General features: G+C 70.9%; 16 protein-coding genes. 10 read left to right on the top strand and 6 right to left on the bottom strand.

Annotated features, from left to right (window positions below):
- Nucleotides 1–26: 26 nt before the first annotated feature.
- The 3 genes from WME90_RS19850 to WME90_RS19840 all read right to left on the bottom strand — a co-directional run bounded on the left by WME90_RS19850 (nt 27) and on the right by WME90_RS19840 (nt 3,080).
- The gene (locus tag WME90_RS19850) at nt 27–992 is read right to left on the bottom strand and encodes an aspartate carbamoyltransferase catalytic subunit (RefSeq protein ID WP_437282729.1); all 966 of its coding nucleotides are present in this window, start codon (nt 990–992) and stop codon (nt 27–29) included.
- Nucleotides 993–1,000: 8 nt separating this feature from the next.
- Nucleotides 1,001–1,564, bottom strand: coding sequence for a bifunctional pyr operon transcriptional regulator/uracil phosphoribosyltransferase PyrR (gene pyrR / locus WME90_RS19845; RefSeq protein WP_437282728.1), 564 nt, complete (start codon nt 1,562–1,564; stop codon nt 1,001–1,003).
- A 181-nt stretch (nt 1,565–1,745) separates the two neighbouring features.
- Nucleotides 1,746–3,080 carry a hypothetical protein gene (locus WME90_RS19840; RefSeq protein WP_437282727.1) on the bottom strand — a complete coding sequence of 445 codons (1,335 nt, stop codon included), beginning with the start codon at nt 3,078–3,080 and terminating at the stop codon, nt 1,746–1,748.
- Between the two features lie 106 nt (nt 3,081–3,186).
- Between WME90_RS19840 and WME90_RS19835 the strand changes: the two genes are divergently transcribed.
- From WME90_RS19835 to ribD, 9 genes are all read left to right on the top strand, one after another.
- The gene (locus tag WME90_RS19835) at nt 3,187–3,918 is read left to right on the top strand and encodes a YceD family protein (RefSeq protein ID WP_437282726.1); all 732 of its coding nucleotides are present in this window, start codon (nt 3,187–3,189) and stop codon (nt 3,916–3,918) included.
- A gap of 4 nt (nt 3,919–3,922) precedes the next feature.
- Entirely contained in the window at nt 3,923–4,117 is a 195-nt protein-coding gene (gene rpmF / locus WME90_RS19830) for a 50S ribosomal protein L32 (RefSeq protein ID WP_020736516.1), read from the top strand.
- 88 nt (nt 4,118–4,205) lie between these two features.
- Entirely contained in the window at nt 4,206–5,201 is a 996-nt protein-coding gene (locus WME90_RS19825) for a beta-ketoacyl-ACP synthase III (RefSeq protein WP_437282725.1), read from the top strand.
- A 163-nt stretch (nt 5,202–5,364) separates the two neighbouring features.
- The gene (gene fabD / locus WME90_RS19820; RefSeq protein ID WP_437282724.1) at nt 5,365–6,306 is read left to right on the top strand and encodes an ACP S-malonyltransferase; all 942 of its coding nucleotides are present in this window, start codon (nt 5,365–5,367) and stop codon (nt 6,304–6,306) included.
- 6 nt (nt 6,307–6,312) lie between these two features.
- The gene (locus WME90_RS19815; protein WP_437282723.1) at nt 6,313–7,059 is read left to right on the top strand and encodes a 3-oxoacyl-ACP reductase family protein; all 747 of its coding nucleotides are present in this window, start codon (nt 6,313–6,315) and stop codon (nt 7,057–7,059) included.
- A gap of 146 nt (nt 7,060–7,205) precedes the next feature.
- Complete coding sequence (gene acpP, locus WME90_RS19810) at nt 7,206–7,460, top strand: acyl carrier protein (protein WP_012236444.1); 255 nt, start codon at nt 7,206–7,208, stop codon at nt 7,458–7,460.
- A gap of 127 nt (nt 7,461–7,587) precedes the next feature.
- Nucleotides 7,588–8,832 carry a beta-ketoacyl-ACP synthase II gene (fabF, locus tag WME90_RS19805; protein ID WP_437282722.1) on the top strand — a complete coding sequence of 415 codons (1,245 nt, stop codon included), beginning with the start codon at nt 7,588–7,590 and terminating at the stop codon, nt 8,830–8,832.
- A gap of 24 nt (nt 8,833–8,856) precedes the next feature.
- Nucleotides 8,857–9,318, top strand: coding sequence for a transcriptional regulator NrdR (nrdR, locus tag WME90_RS19800; protein ID WP_437282721.1), 462 nt, complete (start codon nt 8,857–8,859; stop codon nt 9,316–9,318).
- A gap of 17 nt (nt 9,319–9,335) precedes the next feature.
- The gene (ribD, locus tag WME90_RS19795) at nt 9,336–10,481 is read left to right on the top strand and encodes a bifunctional diaminohydroxyphosphoribosylaminopyrimidine deaminase/5-amino-6-(5-phosphoribosylamino)uracil reductase RibD (RefSeq protein WP_437282720.1); all 1,146 of its coding nucleotides are present in this window, start codon (nt 9,336–9,338) and stop codon (nt 10,479–10,481) included.
- A gap of 18 nt (nt 10,482–10,499) precedes the next feature.
- Here ribD and def read toward each other — a convergent pair whose 3' ends face one another.
- Both def and WME90_RS19785 read right to left on the bottom strand, forming a co-directional pair.
- Nucleotides 10,500–11,012, bottom strand: coding sequence for a peptide deformylase (gene def / locus WME90_RS19790; RefSeq protein ID WP_437282719.1), 513 nt, complete (start codon nt 11,010–11,012; stop codon nt 10,500–10,502).
- 277 nt (nt 11,013–11,289) lie between these two features.
- On the bottom strand, nt 11,290–13,422 hold the full coding sequence (locus WME90_RS19785; RefSeq protein WP_437282718.1) for an ATPase, T2SS/T4P/T4SS family: 2,133 nt from the start codon (nt 13,420–13,422) through the stop codon (nt 11,290–11,292).
- A 944-nt stretch (nt 13,423–14,366) separates the two neighbouring features.
- Here WME90_RS19785 and WME90_RS19780 point away from each other — a divergent pair.
- Entirely contained in the window at nt 14,367–14,573 is a 207-nt protein-coding gene (locus WME90_RS19780; protein WP_012236438.1) for a cold-shock protein, read from the top strand.
- Nucleotides 14,574–14,750: 177 nt separating this feature from the next.
- Here the strand turns inward: WME90_RS19780 and WME90_RS19775 are convergent, their stop codons facing one another.
- Nucleotides 14,751–15,695, bottom strand: a complete 945-nt coding sequence (locus tag WME90_RS19775) for a metallophosphoesterase family protein (RefSeq protein WP_437282717.1) — start codon at nt 15,693–15,695, stop codon at nt 14,751–14,753.
- Nucleotides 15,696–15,742: the final 47 nt, after the last annotated feature.

Here is a 15,742-nt window from a genome sequence, read left to right as displayed (position 1 = left end):
GGCGCGCTCGGGCGGTCGGGCGGTCGTCAGGGCGCTGGCCGCGGCTCGCCGGTCGCGGAGAACTCGTTGGCCTCCGCGGCCAGGATCCAGAGCACGGCCATCCTGACCGCGACGCCGGCCTCGACCTGGTCGAGGATCACGCTCTGCGCGCCGTCTGCGACCCGCGGATCGATCTCCACGCCGCGGTTCATGGGGCCCGGGTGCATCACGATGGCATCCGGCTTGGCGAGCGCGAGCCGGGCCGGGTTCAGCCCGAACGTGCGGCTGTACTCGCGCGTGCTGGGCAGGAAGCTGCCGCTCAGCCGCTCGCGCTGCACGCGCAACATCATCACGACGTCGGCCCCCTCGAGGGCGGGCTCGATCCGATCATAGAGGGTCGCGCCGAGCGACTCGCCCGCGATCGGCAGCAGCGTGCGCGGGCCGGCGAAGCGGACCCGCGCGCCCATCGTCGTGAGCAGGTGCGCGTTCGAGCGGGCCACGCGGCTGTGGACGATGTCGCCGCAGATGGCGACCTCCAGCCCCTCCAGGCGGCCCTTTGCGCGCCGGATCGTGAACGCGTCGAGCAGCGCTTGCGTCGGGTGCTCGTGCGTGCCGTCCCCCGCGTTGACGACCGCGGCCCGGGTGTGCGCGGCGACGTGGTGCGGCGCGCCCGACGCGGCGTGCCGGATGACCAGCAAGTCCGGCTGCATCGCCTGGAGGTTCTGCACCGTGTCGAGCAGCGACTCCCCCTTGACGGCGCTCGAGGTGGAGACGCTGATGTTGATCACGTCGGCGCTGAGCCGCTTGCCCGCGAGCTCGAACGACGTCCGCGTGCGCGTCGAAGGCTCGTAGAACAGGTTCACGACCGTCTTGCCGCGGAGCGTGGGCACCTTGCGGACGCTGCGCCGGGAGACGTCGAAGAGCGACTCGGCGGCGTCCAAGAGGGCCACGATCTCGGTGCGCGAGAGCCCCTCGATGCCGAGCAGGTGTCGGTGCGGGTAGATCCTCCTCATGCGCTGGCTTACATTCCTTCCGGTGGCGAGGGGGGCTCCGAGAGCTTTGTGCCGGCGGCGGTGACGAGAGCCCAGAGCTCGCCCGCGCGCTCCACGACGTCGATGCGCTGCCCGGGGGCGAGATCGACCGCGCGGACGATGTAGTCGGGGTGAATCGGCAATTCCCTGCCGCCGCGATCGACGAGCGCGACGAGCTCGATCCGCTGCGGTCGCCCGTAATCGAGCACGGCGTCGAGCGCCGCGCGGATGGTGCGACCGGTGTAGATCACGTCGTCGATCAGCACGATGCGCTGCCCGTCGACGGGGAAGGAGATGTGGCTTGGGCCGATGCGCGGGTTCGGCAGGGCGGTCGCGGCGTCATCGCGGTAGAGCGTGATGTCGACGGCGCCGACGGGCGGCGCGTGCCCCTCGATCTCGAGGAGCAGCGCGGCGAGCCGCTTGGCCAGCGGCTCGCCGCCGCGCCGGATTCCGATGAGCGCCAGATCGTCGATGCCGCGGCCGCGCTCGGCGATCTGGAGCGCGATGCGCCGCAGGCCGCGCCCGATGGCGGCCGGGTCGAGCAGAGCTTCCATGGCGCGGCGAGGGCTAGCACGGCGAGCGCCCTGCACCCAAGGCCCGCGTGCGTCGCCCGCTCGATCGCCCGCGCGCGCGGGCGATCGAGCGGAGCGCGCCCCTCTCCGGTCGAGCTGCCGGGGAGGAGCGCGCTCCGCCGGGCGCGCGGCGTCCCGGCGGCGACCGGCGACGCGGTCGGCCTCAGTCGGGCTGGTGCAGGACGCGCTGGGTGCGCTCGACGAAGTAGAACCGCTCGAAACCCGCGCGCTGGAACGTGAGCGCGCCGAACCCGTTGACGGCGATCGCGGCCGCGCCGAGGGCGTAGAACGGCACGCCGAAGCGGCGGCCCGAGACGGCGATCATGGCGAAGAGAAACGGGGCGAAGTCGTTGGAGAAGCGGTAGCCGAACTGGAGCCAGCCGGTGTTCTGGTAGAGGAGGCTCGGCAGCGCGACCGCGGACGCCGTGACGGCGAGCGCCCAGAACGGGGGCAGCGTGCGTCGGGGCCAGAGCGCCCACGCGTAGATCGGCGTGGTCACCCAGAGCGCGAGCCCGTGGGCGTTGATCTGGAAGGGCGCGCCCTGCACGTGGGTGTACGGCAGGCCGGTGAGCACCACCGCGAGGTTGCGCGGCAGGTAGTGGTACGAGAAGAGCCCCCACCTCTCGATCCGCGCGCGCCAGGCGATGTTGAGGTATCGATGACCGAACTCGGCCGCGTCGCCGAAGCGCGCGTGGTTGTGCCAGAGCAGCGCCGAGAGCACGAGCGCCGCCGGCGCGGCGAACAGGGCGAGCCGGCGCAAGAGGGCGCGCGGGTCCGAGCGATCCACGCGGAGCGCCTCCAAGATGAAGAGCGGCAGGGCGAAGCCGAGCGGCGTGCGGGTCGCGAAGCCGAGGCCCAAGGCGAGGCCCGCCGCGAGCGGGTGGGCGGCGTCGAGCGCGCAGTAGAGATAGACGCACGCCAGCGCGACGCCGACGACGTGCGCCGCGAACCACACCGTCCCTTGCACCGCGCTGAACCAGTAGACGCTCCCGAGCGCGAAGAGCAGCGAGAGCGCGACGTTCTCGGCCTGCGTGCGGCGGCTGCGCCGCGAGGCCGAGAGCTTCTCCAGCGCGAGGAACAGGACCGCCGGTCCGACGCCGGCGAACGCCAGGAAGAACTGCCCGTCGCGCACGCGCTCGGCGCTGCCGGCGAGCTGGACGAGCGGCGCGATGAGGACCGCGGGGAAGGGGGGGAAGCTGACGTAATAACGGTCGCCGAACACGGCGAAGTCGTTGCCGCCGGCGTATGCCGGAGGCGGTCCGCCGAGATCGAGGCGGCCGTGGAGCCACGCCTCCGCGAGCAACGCGTAGTGGTTGTAGGGCGTGTGGGCGGCGAAGATCTCGCGGGAGGAGCTCGCGGCGTACGCGAGCGTCACGAGCGCGTAGAGGGCGATTGCGACCGCCGCTCGGCGGCCTGCTCGCCGCGCGTCCCCTGAAGGTTCCGGCCGCCGATCGGCGGCGCCCGCGGCCGGGGCCTCGGGCGTGGCGCTACGGTCCATGCGCGGGCGACGCTACCATGCGGCCTGATGCGACGGCGGCCGTGAGTCGGTCTTGCGAGCCAACGCACCCCGCGCTAAACGCTCCGCTTTCACTGGCTCGGAACCCATGTCCCAGTTTGCCGTTTCCGCCAACGACATCGACATCTCCGGCATTTCGCTGGACACAGCGCTGCCGATCGACTGGATGAACTCGGCGCTCGCTGACGCCGACGTCACCGGGCGCGCGCCAGGCCACCTCTCGGCCCGACTCTCCCGAACGGGGAACGAGATCGTCGTGCGCGGCCGCGTCAAGGCGCCTGTCGCCACGCCCTGCGCGCGGTGCCTCGCCCCCGCCGCGCTGGACATCGACGCCGAGCTCTCGCTCCTCTTGCGTCCGGCCCCGAAGGCCGACGGCCACGGCCACGGCCACCGGCGGGACGACGCGGCCCGCAACGGCGCGGCGAAGTCCGTGGCCGCCAAGGTCAAGGAGCCCGAGTACGAGTTCACGTCGGAAGAGGCCGACGTCGACACGTACGATGGCGAGACGGTGGAGCTCGATCCGTTCATCCGCGAGGCCATTCTCCTCGAGATGCCGAACTTCCCCTTGTGCTCGGAAGCTTGCCCGGGTATCGGTCCTGCCGCGTCCCGAGAGGACCGCGAAGGCGGCTCCTCGACCCTCGCCCACGGGGCGGCGGAGGAGGATGAGGTCGCTCCAGGCCTCGACCCGCGGCTAGCGCCGCTCAGCGCGCTCCGAGAGAAGCTTGGACAGAAGCCCAGCGGCTCTGACAAGCGCGCCCAACCTACCTCGACCTCCCCGGCCAAGGCCGGGACACCGAAGAAGAAGACCAAGAAGGAGTAGCTCCGTGGCCGTCCCCAAGAGGAAAACCACCCCCAGCAAGCGCGACATGCGGCGCGCCAACCACGACAAGGTGACCCCCGTCCAGCTCGTCTCTTGCGAGAACTGCGGGGAAGCCCGTCTCCCGCACCGCGCCTGTGGCGCCTGCGGGCACTACAACGGGCGCAAGGCCAAGGCGACCAAGGCGACCGCGGCCACATGACGGGCGCAGGTGCGCCGGCGCGCGCGAACGCTGCGCCCGCGCACCTGGGCGCGGCGCCCGCTCGCGCGGACGCGCGAGAGGCCATCGCATGAGCTCCGCACAACCGAGGAGCCGCATCCTCGGGACGGGCAGCTACGCGCCCGCCCGGGTTTTGCACAACACCGATCTCGAGAAGATCGTCGACACCTCCGACAGCTGGATCAGCGAGCGAACGGGGATCCGCCGACGCCACATCGCTTCCGAGGGAGAGCTCACGAGCGACATGGCCGCCGCGGCCGGTCGCTCTGCCCTGGACGCCGCTGGGCTCTCGGCGGCCGACCTCGACATGATCATCGTCGGGACGATCAGCGGCGACATGCCGATGCCCTCCTGCGCCGTGTACGTGCAGCAGAAGCTCGGCGCTCAGGAGATCCCCGCGTTCGACATCTCGGCGGCCTGCGCCGGCTTCGTCTACGGCCTCACCATCGCCGATCAGTTCATCGCGAACGGCGTGGCCCGCCACGTCCTCGTGATCGGCGTCGAGCTGCTCTCGCGCATCCTGAACTGGAAAGATCGCACGACGTGCGTCCTGTTCGGCGACGGCGCGGGCGCGGTCGTGCTCGGGCCTGCGTCCGGCGACGGCAGGGGCATCATCTCGACGCGGATCTTCAGCGACGGCGCGCTCGCGAACTCGCTGGTCATCCCGGGCGGCGGCACGGCCGAGCCCCTGACCACCGAGGGCATCGAGCAGAACCGCAACAAGGTCCACATGGTGGGGCAGGACATCTTCAAGGTCGCCGTGAAGAACCTCTCCAGCGCCTCGCTCATCGCGCTCGACGCGGCGGGCGTGGCGGCCACCGATCTGGACTGGGTCGTCGCCCATCAGGCGAACCTGCGGATCATCAGCCAGGTCGCCGCGCGGCTTAGCCTTCCGTTGGAGAGGTTCGTGCTCAACATCGAGGAGTACGGCAACACATCGAGCGCATCGATCCCCATCGCCCTCGACGAGGCGGTCCGAGACGGGCGCATCAAACCGGGGCACAACGTGCTGTTCTGCGCGCTCGGCGCCGGCATCTCCTGGGGCGCGTCCGTCATCCGGATGTGAGCAGGCCATGCGCGTGTGCCCGCGTCGGGGTCGAGGTCTGCGCGTCCTGGCGGTCGCGCTCGCCGCGCGATCCGGCCTGAGGTAGTCTCGCGCGCGCCGGTCGGTGACGTGGTGCGGGGGGACGGACCACGTCCGCCTCCCTGGCTTGGAATTGAGGGCAAACGTGAAAATCGCTTGGCTGTTTCCAGGGCAAGGGGCGCAAGAGGTGGGGATGGGCAAGGCCCTCGCGGAGGTCTCTGCGGCCGCGCGCGGCGCGTTCGCGCGAGCGGACGCGGCGCTCGGCGAGCCGATCTCGCGGCTTTGCTTCGAGGGGCCGATGGAGGAGCTGACGCAGACGAGCAACACCCAGCCCGCCATCGTGGCGACGAGCTGTGCCGTGGCCGCGGCGCTCATCGAGCACCTGCCCAACATCGATCCGCCGCTGTACGCGGCTGGCCACTCGCTCGGCGAGTACAGCGCGCTGGTCGCCGCCGGCGCGCTCGAGATCGAGGATGCGGTGAGGCTCTGCCGGATCCGCGGCAGCGCCATGCAGGAGGCCGTGCCGGCGGGCGAGGGGGCCATGGCGGCGCTCATCGCCCTCGACCAGGAGGTGGTGCTCGCGATCTGCGCCGAGGCCGCGCAAGGCGAGGTGGTCGCGCCGGCGAACTACAACGGGCCCGGGCAGATCGTGATCGCCGGGCACTCCGGCGCGGTCGCGCGCGCGGGCGAGCTCGCCGTCGCCCGCGGCGGCAAGGCCATCCCGCTCAAGGTGAGCGCCCCGTTCCACTGCGCGCTGATGCGACCCGCGGCGGAGCGGCTGCGTCCCGAGCTCGAGCGCACGCAGCTGATGCCGCTCGCTTTCCCGGTGATCGCGAACGTCGACGCCACCCCGAACGCCGATCCGGAGCGGGTCCGATCGCTCCTCCTGCGTCAGATCGACGGCACCGTGCAGTGGATGAGGACGATCGAGCGCATGGCGGAGGATGGCGTGACGCACGCCCTGGAGATCGGCCCTGGCAAGGTGCTCGCCGGGTTGGTGAAGCGGATCACGAAGCAGATCAAGGTGCTCAGCGTGAGCGACATGGCGGGGATAGAGCGCGTGAGCGCGTTCCTTTCGGAGGCATAGGCATCGATGTTCGACCTTACGGGCAAAGTTGCGATCGTCACGGGTGGATCGCGGGGAATCGGGCGTGCCGCGTCGGAGGCGCTCGCGGCGCAGGGGGCGCACGTGATCGTCAACTACGTGCGCGGAGAAGCCGAGGCGCGCGCGGTCGTCGAGGCGATCACCGCGCGCGGCGGCAAGGCCGAGGCGCTCGGCTTCAACGTCGCGGATCTGCCGGCGACCGAGGCCGCCATCGCCGAGGCGGCGAAGCGCCTCGGCCGGCTTGACATCCTCGTCGCGAACGCCGGGATCGCGATCGACGGCCTGCTCCTGCGGATCAAGGAGGAGGACCTCGACCGCCTCTTCGCCGTCAACGTGAAGGGCTCGATCGCGTGCGCGCGCGCCGCGACCAAGGTCATGATGCGCGCGCGCACCGGCCGCATCGTCTTCCTCTCCAGCGTCGTGGCGGAGATGGGCAACGTGGGCCAGACGGCGTATGCCGCGACGAAGGCGGCCCTGCTCGGCGTGACGAAGTCGCTCGCCCGCGAGTACGCGGGGCGCGGCATCACGGTAAACGCAGTGGCGCCCGGATACATCGACACCGACATGACGACGACGATCAGCGCGGAGATGAAAGAGGGGCTGACCAAGATGGTCCCGCTCGGGCGCACGGGCCGAGCGGAGGAGGTCGCCGCGGCGATCGCATTCCTATGCTCCGACGAGGCGAGCTACGTGACGGGCGAGACGCTGCGCGTCAACGGTGGGATGTACGTGTGAGAGCGCTGGTTTGAAGACCCCGGCTGCCAGGCGTCACGCACAGCGGCAAACCAGGCGCACACGAAAAAAGCGGTCGCAGGTAATTCGATGGTGCAACGCTGATGGCGATGGGCTACTAGGGATTCCGTTTTCCCGGGAGGAATACCATGGCTGAAGGTCGCGACATCACGGCCGAAGTAAAGCGGATCATCAAGGAACAGCTCGACGTCGACGAGAAGGACATCAAGCCTGAGGCGAGTTTCATCGACGATCTGGGCGCCGATTCGCTGGGCCTGGTGGAGCTTGTCCTCGCGTTTGAGGAGGCGTTCGAGATCGACATTCCGGACGAGGACACGGAGAAGATCCGGACTGTCCAGGACGCGATTGACTACATCGAAAGGAATGCCAAGGACAAGAAGTAGCGTCCCCACCGCCCTACCGGACGCGGCGTCACCATGGAGGTGGGTTGGCGCGTGAGCCAGCGAAGGGTCTGTTCTTCGCCGATGCACGTGCTCTCACCTCTGTGGTGGCGCTAGGGCAAGAAGAGCCATGGAACGCGTTGTCATCACCGGCCTCGGGCTCGTCACGCCCAACGGCCTCGGGACGCAGGCCACCTGGCAATCTTTGCTGGCTGGTCAGTCTGGTATTGCCCCTATCACCCTCTTCGACGCGAGCACGTTTCCGACGCGCTTCGCCGGCGAGGTGAAGGGCTTCGTGCCCGAGGAGTACATCCCCAAGAAGAAGGTGAAGGAGATGGGCCGCTTCGCCCAGCTCTCCGTCGCTGCGTCGCAGATGTGCATGCGGGACGCGGGGATCGAGCTCACCGACGAGGACCGCGATCAGTGCGGCACGTTCATCGGTGTCGGCCTCGGGGGCCTCGAGTACCTGTTCCAGCACTCGATCACGCTGCACGAGAAGGGCCCTCACAAGGTCAGCCCCTACTTCATCCCGACGGTCATCGCCAACCTCGCCGCAGGACAGGTGGCGCTGGCGCTCGACCTCCGGGGCGCGAGCTACTGCAACACGAGCGCGTGCTCGTCGAGCGCGCACTCGCTCGGAGAGGCGTTCGAGTGGATCCGCCGAGGTCGCTCGCACATCATGCTCACGGGCGGCGCGGAGGCGACGATCACCGGCCTCGGCATCGGCGGCTTCTGCGCGATGTTCGCGCTCTCGCGGCGCAACGAAGAGCCGCAGCGGGCGAGCCGCCCCTGGGACAAGGGGCGCGACGGCTTCGTCTGCGCCGAGGGCGCCGGGTCGCTGCTGCTCGAGTCGCTCTCCCACGCGAAGAAGCGCGGGGCGAAGATCTACGCCGAGGTCGTCGGGTACGGCGCCTCGTGCGACGCGTACCACATCACGAAGCCGGCGCCCGACGGCGCCGGGGCGCAGCGAGCGATGAAGATGGCGCTCGGGGACGCCAAGCTCGCGCCGGACGCGATCGACTACATCAACGCTCACGGCACCTCGACCCCGCAGGGAGACGTCGAGGAGACCCGGGCGATCCTCAAGACCTTCGGCGATCACGCGGCGTCGAAGCGCCTCTGGGTGAGCTCGACGAAGTCCGCCATGGGTCACCTGCTCGGGGGCGCAGGTGGTGTCGAGGCGGCGCTCTGCGCCCTCGCGTTGCACCACGGCGCCGTGCCGCCGACGCTCAACCTGGACGATCCCGACCCCGAGTGCACCCTGGATTACGTGCCGTTCACCTCCCGTGAGCGCCGCCTGAAGCACGTGATGTCGAACTCCTTCGGCTTCGGCGGGACGAACGTCTCGCTCGTGCTCTCTCAGTTCGACGGCTGATCGCGCGCTGCGCTGGATGGCTCGATGAAGTGCCCATTTTGCGGCCATCTCGAGGACCGGGTCATCGATTCCCGCGCGGGCGGCGCGGGTGAGGTGATCCGGCGTCGGCGCGAGTGCGCCTCGTGCGAGCGCAGGTTCACGACCTACGAGCGCGTCGAGGACATTCTGCCGACCGTCGTCAAGAAGGACGGTCGGCGCGAGACGTTCGACCGACAGAAGCTCGTGCGTGGGCTCCGGATCGCCTGCAACAAGCGGCCCGTGTCCACCGACCAGATCGAGGCCATCGCCGACGCCATCGAGCGCGAGGCGCAGGAGTCCGAGCGGCGTGAGATCTTGTCGACCGAGCTGGGCGAACGGGTAATGAACCACCTGCGCACCCTCGATGAGGTCGCCTATGTCCGGTTCGCAAGCGTTTATCGTTCCTTTCGGGACATCGACCAGTTCATGGTCGAGCTTGGCAAGCTTGTGAAGGCCAAGGCGCCCTAGTAGATCCGGCACTTCCGATGTCTGCGAAGCCCCCTAGCCCAGATCCCGAGCTCGACGCCTCGATGATGCGCCTCGCCATCGAGGAGGCGCACAAGGCGATGCCGTCGCCGAACCCCCCTGTCGGCGCGGTGGTGGTGAACGCCGCGGGGGAGGTGGTCGCCGTCGCGCACCACGCGCGCGCTGGCGAGGAGCACGCGGAGGGGCTGGCGCTCGCGGCCGCCGGGGACGCGGCGCGCGGGGGGACGCTCTACGTGACGCTGGAGCCGTGCAATCACGAGGGGCGCACGCCGCCCTGCGTGGACGCGGTGCTGAGCGCCGGCATCAAGCGCGTCGTCGTCGGTGCGCCCGATCCGAACCCCGCGGTGGTCGGCGGCGGCGCGCAGCGGCTCAGCGATGCCGGGCTCGCCGTCGAGCTCGGCGTCGCCGGCGCCGAGGCTCGCGCGCTGATCGCGCCCTGGACCAAGTTCATCACGACGGGCATCCCCCACATCGCGCTCAAGCTCGCCCTGTCGCTGGACGGTCGCATCGCGACCCGCACGGGGGCCTCGAAGTGGGTCACCGGCCCCGAGGCGCGCGCCAAGGTGCAGGAGCTCCGCTCGCGCCACGACGCGGTGGCGATCGGGATCGGCACCGCGCTCGCCGACGACCCTCGGCTCACCCTGCGCGAGCCTGGGCTCGCTCCTGGGGGGCGGAGCCCCGTCCGGCTCGTCTTCGACACGCGGCTCAGGCTGCCGCTCCACACGCGCCTGGCGCAGACGGCGCGGGAAGTGCCGACGTGGGTGCTCACGGGCGCCGACGCGCCAGAGGCGGCGGAGCAGGTCCTCGTCGACGCGGGCTGCGTCGTCCTGCGCGCGCCGACCTCGGCGGAGGGCCGGGTCGACGTGACCGCCGCGATGCGCCTCTGCGCCTCGCAGGGGATCGTCTCCATCCTGGTCGAGGGCGGCGCCGAGCTCGCCGGCAGCCTGCTCGCGTCGCGCCTGCCGGACGAGCTGCACGCCTTCGTCGCGCCGATCCTGCTCGGCCCCCGCGGCCGGCCGGGCGCGGTCGACTGGGCGGGCCCGGACACGCCGGGCGACGCGCCCCGGATCGTCGATCCGCGCTGGGAGCTCTGCGGCCGCGACGCCTACGTCAGCGGCCCTCTCGCCTTCCCGGCGCGCAGCTGAGCGGGGCGGCCAGGCCGGTCAGCTCGCGGCTTCTGCGCCGCGCTTCTGCATCTTCCGCTGGACGATGCGCTTCTTGAGCGTGCCCATCCGGTCGATCATCAGCACGCCGTCGAGGTGATCGAGCTCGTGCTGGATGGCCACGGCGAGCAGGCCGTCGGCCGCGATCTCGAACGTCGCGCCGTCGCGCCCACGGGCGCGGACGGTGACGCGCTCGGCTCGCTTGATGTCCTCGCTGACGCCAGGAAACGAGAGGCACCCTTCGGGGCCGGTCTGCTGCCCGTCTTGGCGCACGATCTCCGGGTTGATGAACACGAGGAGGTTGCTCGGCTCGTTGTCCGCGGCGATGTCAACGAGGAAGATGCGGTGTGGCTCCCCGATCTGCGTGGCCGCGAGGCCGACGCCGGGCGCCGCGTACATGGTCTCGGCCATGTCGTCGATAAGCTTCGTGATTTCGGGCGTGATGTCCCCGACCGGCTGCGCCTTCTGGCGCAGGCGCGGATCGGGATAGTGGAGGATGGTGCGGATGGCCATGGCTACTCAGCATCATAACCTCCGTTCCTAGCTGACGCCCGTCAAGACGCTCTCGTCTCGCGGGTTGCGCGGGTTGCGCGGGTTGCGCGGGGTGCGTGTCTGGCGCGCGGTCGCACGCGAGAGATCCTCCCGGCTTTCTGGGCGAGCGCGCTGCGCCCGGGCTCGTCCCGCCTCGGAGCTCGGAGCGCCGCTGCGCGCCCTCTCGCCCGCTGCGCGCCCTCTCGCCTGCTGCGCGCCCTCTCGCCCGCTGCGCGGCCGCCCCTCGTGCGGCCTGGCGTTAGCGATTTCGGCGGAAGGAGGTCGATGTATCGACGCTGAGCCCGCGGGACTGAAGATCTTCCACGATGTCCGGCACCAGCCCGGAGGGGTGGAACGTCCCTTCGAGCGCGCCGCCGGCGGCCGTCCGCTCGACCACGAACGTGAAGACGTCGCGAATGGCGATCTGCCCGCCCTCCACCGCGAGCTCCGCGATGCGGAGCACCCGGTGGCGACCGTCGCGGAGCAGCGCGATCTCGATCGCCAGATCGAACGACGAGGCCAGCCATTCGCGCGCCGTCTCCGGCGTGATCCCCGGGCGGGTCGCGGCGATGTCGGCGGGGAGCCTCGTCACGGCCTGCCGCAGCGTCGGGGCCCGGGAGGCCGCGAGCACTCCGTCCATGCCGCCGCCGATGGCGTCCACGATCTCGGCCGCGACAGTGCCCGAGAACGAGCTCACAACGACCCGCTCCGGCCGGATGCGCACGGCCGCCCGCACCGCCCTGGTGCGTTCGTCCGCCGTGGCGCCGAGCGCGATGGACAGCGTGTTCGGCTGATCGAGGGCCAGCTCGTCCTCCTCCTGGAGCACCACGACCCGGTCGTCGGGCTGCGCCGCGGCCGCGAGCGCGCCGAGCAGCCAGCCCGTCCCGGCGTCCCGCGTCCCCGTGACGAGGAGGTTGCCGCGCCCGAGCACGCACTGGGAGAGCAGCCCGGCCATCGCGCGCGAGATCGTCCCGTTGCGCACCAGGTCATCCAGCGTGACGTCGGGGCGCTGCGGCTTGCGGATCACCAGGGTGGAGGTCGCGGCCGGGGGCAGCACGGCGAACAGCCGCCGCCCCTTCGGCAGGGTCCGCTCGATGAAGCTCGCGCCCGCCTCGATCGGCTGACCGGCCATCATGCAGAGCCGGCGGATGGCCCGGCCGACCGCGCGCTCGCTGCTGAAACCGACCTCCGCGATGACGCGCCGGCGCCCGTGCATCGCGATCACGTGGTCGTAGCGGAACACCTGGATCTCGCTCACCTCGGCGTCGTCGAGCAAGCGATCGAGCGGGCCGAGCGTGAGGAGCTCCCGCTGCGCGTCGGCCATGAGCGCCTCGGCGTCGACCTCGGGGGTGAGCTCGCCCGCCGCGCGCAGCGCCTCAACGCCTGCGGCGATCGCCTGCGCGATCCGCTGGGCGAGCGCGCTGTCCGGCGGAGCGCCGCTGTCGAGCGGCGTGAAGTCGATCACATCGGCGAGCCGATCCATGAGGCGCCCGAGCGCCCGGCGGTGCGCCACGGCTTGCGCCGAGTCGCCCTGTCCCCGGTCGACCCGATCCGAGACGGGCGGGATGGCTCGCCGGCTCGGAATGGGGACCACGCTGGGGTGGACGGCGACGTTCGCGGCGCCCTGCGGCGACACCGCGGAGGTGCTCGTTGCGCTCTGCGCCGGCAGCGGGGTCGCGGTCGCGTACGGGCGCGCCGGCTGAGGGGGCGGGATGGCGGCGTTGACGGCGCGGCCGTCGCGCGCCGGCGGCGCGGTGGGCATCGCCGGGTGCGCGAGCAGCGGCGGAACGGACGCGCCGCCCTGCGAGCCCGGCGAGAGGGGCGGGCGAGGCGAGGGGATGCGCGGCGGACCGGGGACGGGAACGGCCGCAGCCGCGTCGACCGACTCGTCAGGATCGTTCTCGAGGGGGAAGTGGCTGATCACCCCCTGGCTGGTGCGCGACGGCTCGCCCCTCTCGTTGATCAGGGGCAGCGGCGCCGACCGGTGCAGCCCCTTCTCGGCGGACGGCGGTGGCCCGCGATCGGGCAGAGGCCCCGGCTCGCCGGCCATCTCCTCCGGCAGGCGCGGAGGTGCCGTGCTGTCCGGCGGGGCCGTCCCGGCCGCCGCCGTCTCGATCCGCAGCACGAAGTCGCCGATGTAGATCTTGTCGCCCTCACGAACGATCGTCGCCTGGGCGATCTTCCGGCCGTTGACGTACGTGCCGTTCGTGCTCTTGAGATCGGTGACGATGAAGCGCCCGTCGCGGAAGAGCAGCCGAGCGTGCCGCTTCGACACGTTGCCCTTCGGCAGCATCAGGTCGTTGCCCTGCACGCGGCCGACGTTGATCTCTGTCCGGTCGAAGGTTTCGCGGCGCTCCGCGCCCCCCTTCTCGCTGATGATCACCGAGAACATCTCGTCGCCTCGCGGGGCCAGGGCGGAGGTGAGACCCGATGCCCTCGCCACGCCATACGAGCAAGCTCGAACAGACATGTCAACGAGATGCCTTCAGTTCCTGTCCTGCCTCCCGGGGCAGCGAGCGGGCTCGAGGTGGGGGCTGCGCCGGCCGCGTTCCATCGGCACGTCGGCGGCACGTCGGCGGCACGTCGGCGAGCAGGCTGAGCCGGCCGCCTCCAGGTGCGTGACGTCCTCCACGCGGGTCGCCTGCTCAGCCGCGGCGCTCGATCGATGGTGTCGGTAAGTCGCTCGGTAAACGCCTGGCCCGCGCTCGGCGAGCGCCAGGCGCGCGCTGCGTCGCTCGCTCCCCGCCGCGCGCAGCGAGGAGCGCGCCCGAGTCGCCGCGCCGTCCCGCCGGACGCCAGGACATCGCCGCGCGCAGCGCGACGCCCGCCGCACGGCGAGGCCCTCACGGAGCGCGCGACGCCCTGCGCGGGCCAGGAGGACAAGGCTCTTCGATAAGAGCGCAAATCTTGACGGTCGCGCGAATTCTGCTTCGCACCGCGCGGCGCGCCTTCATCGCTCCTGCTGGCGTACTCGCCGTCGGGATCCGCTGTACGGCGGGGAAATGTCATCGGAAGCTGCTGCAACGGGAGATTGCCGGTGAAGCGGCACTGCCTTCCGCAAGCTCCGCCGATCCATCATCGCTGCTTGACCTTGGCGTATCGAGCCGTTTACGTTGGCGCCCGCTCGGACCGGGGAGAATCGTCGAAGTCGCCGCGCATGCACATCAACCAGCGGCTGGGCAGCCGCCCTGCGCAAGCTGGATTTGTCTACGAGGGGGGTTTGCTGCATGCAGCCAAGCCCGCATCGGAATCAGGGATCGCGACCGCAGCCGTCGTCTTCCCCCGACTGCCAGCCTGCGCGCCTCGGGTATCGACGAGCTCTGAAGTGGAGGAAATATGGCAGTTGGCAAGGTAAAGTGGTTCAACGACGAGAAGGGTTGGGGATTCATCAAGCAAGAGACTGGCCCCGACGTCTTCGTTCACTATTCGCAGATCAACGGGGAGGGGCGCCGTCGTCTGTTCGAGGACGAGACCGTTGAATTTGAGATCAAAGAAGGTCCCAAAGGTCTGCAGGCGGTCAACGTGATCCGCGCCACCGCCTGACTTTCCTCCTGACCAGAGCCCCACCGGACTGCCCGCGCAGCGTCCCCCGCTGCGCTCGAGCCACTGCATCACCGAGCCCCGATCATCGCGCGCCCGCATGGAGGGCCCTGCGTGTGACGGATGGATCGCGCGCGGCTCCGGTGGGGCGCTCGGCGGAGCGCCGAGCGCGCGGCGAGCTCATCGCTCCGGGACCGGGACCTCGCGGAACGCGTCTTGACCGGGGACGTAGCGGTGGGACGTGATGCCCTCGATCGCCCCCGCGTCGTCGATCTCGTACACGTTGAACCCGGCCATGCGTTCGTCGCTGTCGTGAAGCAGCGACGCGCTGGTGGCGCCCACGGCGTCGATGTGACCCCGCTCGGTGTGCAGCTTGCGGTGAATGCGCCGGTGCAGGTGGCCGTGCAGCAGCAAGCCGCGGCGCACCTGCCGCAGCAGCCGCTCCTCGTCCGCGGCGTCGCCCAGGCCTTCCAGCAAGGTCTTCGCCCGGCTCGCCGGGTTGTGGAACGGGTGGTGCTGGAGCACGACCGGCGTTCGCCGTCGCACCTCCGGGTGCGCTAGCGCTCGCTCGAGCGCGCGCAGCTGGACCGAGCCGAGCCGCCCCGACGCCACGAGCGGGGGACGCGGCCACGCGGTCGAGAGGCCGATGATCGCGACCGGCCCGCGCAGGTGCACGAAGGGGAACGCCGAGCTCCCGCCGTCTCGGCCGGCCCCGCCGTCGTCGCTCTTCCCCGGCGCCTCGAGGGCGAGGTCGGAGCGCAGGTACGGCGCGAAGTACTGAGAGAACCGCTGCGAGCGGTGCGCGCCCTTCGTGTACGCGTCGTGGTTCCCCGGGACGATGCTGACCCGGTCGGGAGGAAGCCCGAGATCGTTCTGCAAGAGGTCGCGGACAAGGACGAACTCTCGTTCGAGCGCGAGGTTCGAGACATCGCCCGTGATGACGACGTGGTCCACGCCGAGCCGCCGTATCTCCCTCGCCGCCGCGTGCACCGCGTGCGGCTTGTGGATGGCGCGGCGCCGGAAGCGGAGGTTGAGGTAACCCGTGAGACGCTTGTTCAGGAGCCGGAACGGGATGGCCCCCTCGAGGGAGAGGAGGTGCAGGTCAGAGAGGTGCGCGATCCTCACGGACGCAGTATGGGCTCTTCCCGCGCGGCGGCCAACCGCCGCGCGCT

Source organism: Sorangium sp. So ce375, from assembly GCF_051473855.1.
Classification (GTDB): domain Bacteria; phylum Myxococcota_A; class Polyangia; order Polyangiales; family Polyangiaceae; genus Sorangium.
Note: the sequence above shows the minus strand (reverse complement) of the source record. Positions and strands in the feature narration are given on the sequence as shown.

What these genes read in the sequence shown, in the direction of transcription:
- WME90_RS19850 (WP_437282729.1), bottom strand. Translation starts at nt 992, where the DNA reads ATGAGGAGGATCTACCCGCACCGACACCTGCTCGGCATCGAGGGGCTC.
- pyrR (WP_437282728.1), bottom strand. Translation starts at nt 1,564, where the DNA reads ATGGAAGCTCTGCTCGACCCGGCCGCCATCGGGCGCGGCCTGCGGCGC.
- WME90_RS19840 (WP_437282727.1), bottom strand. Translation starts at nt 3,080, where the DNA reads ATGGACCGTAGCGCCACGCCCGAGGCCCCGGCCGCGGGCGCCGCCGAT.
- WME90_RS19835 (WP_437282726.1), top strand. Translation starts at nt 3,187, where the DNA reads ATGTCCCAGTTTGCCGTTTCCGCCAACGACATCGACATCTCCGGCATT.
- WME90_RS19825 (WP_437282725.1), top strand. Translation starts at nt 4,206, where the DNA reads ATGAGCTCCGCACAACCGAGGAGCCGCATCCTCGGGACGGGCAGCTAC.
- WME90_RS19815 (WP_437282723.1), top strand. Translation starts at nt 6,313, where the DNA reads ATGTTCGACCTTACGGGCAAAGTTGCGATCGTCACGGGTGGATCGCGG.
- acpP (WP_012236444.1), top strand. Translation starts at nt 7,206, where the DNA reads ATGGCTGAAGGTCGCGACATCACGGCCGAAGTAAAGCGGATCATCAAG.
- fabF (WP_437282722.1), top strand. Translation starts at nt 7,588, where the DNA reads ATGGAACGCGTTGTCATCACCGGCCTCGGGCTCGTCACGCCCAACGGC.
- nrdR (WP_437282721.1), top strand. Translation starts at nt 8,857, where the DNA reads ATGAAGTGCCCATTTTGCGGCCATCTCGAGGACCGGGTCATCGATTCC.
- ribD (WP_437282720.1), top strand. Translation starts at nt 9,336, where the DNA reads ATGTCTGCGAAGCCCCCTAGCCCAGATCCCGAGCTCGACGCCTCGATG.
- def (WP_437282719.1), bottom strand. Translation starts at nt 11,012, where the DNA reads ATGGCCATCCGCACCATCCTCCACTATCCCGATCCGCGCCTGCGCCAG.
- WME90_RS19785 (WP_437282718.1), bottom strand. Translation starts at nt 13,422, where the DNA reads ATGTTCTCGGTGATCATCAGCGAGAAGGGGGGCGCGGAGCGCCGCGAA.
- WME90_RS19780 (WP_012236438.1), top strand. Translation starts at nt 14,367, where the DNA reads ATGGCAGTTGGCAAGGTAAAGTGGTTCAACGACGAGAAGGGTTGGGGA.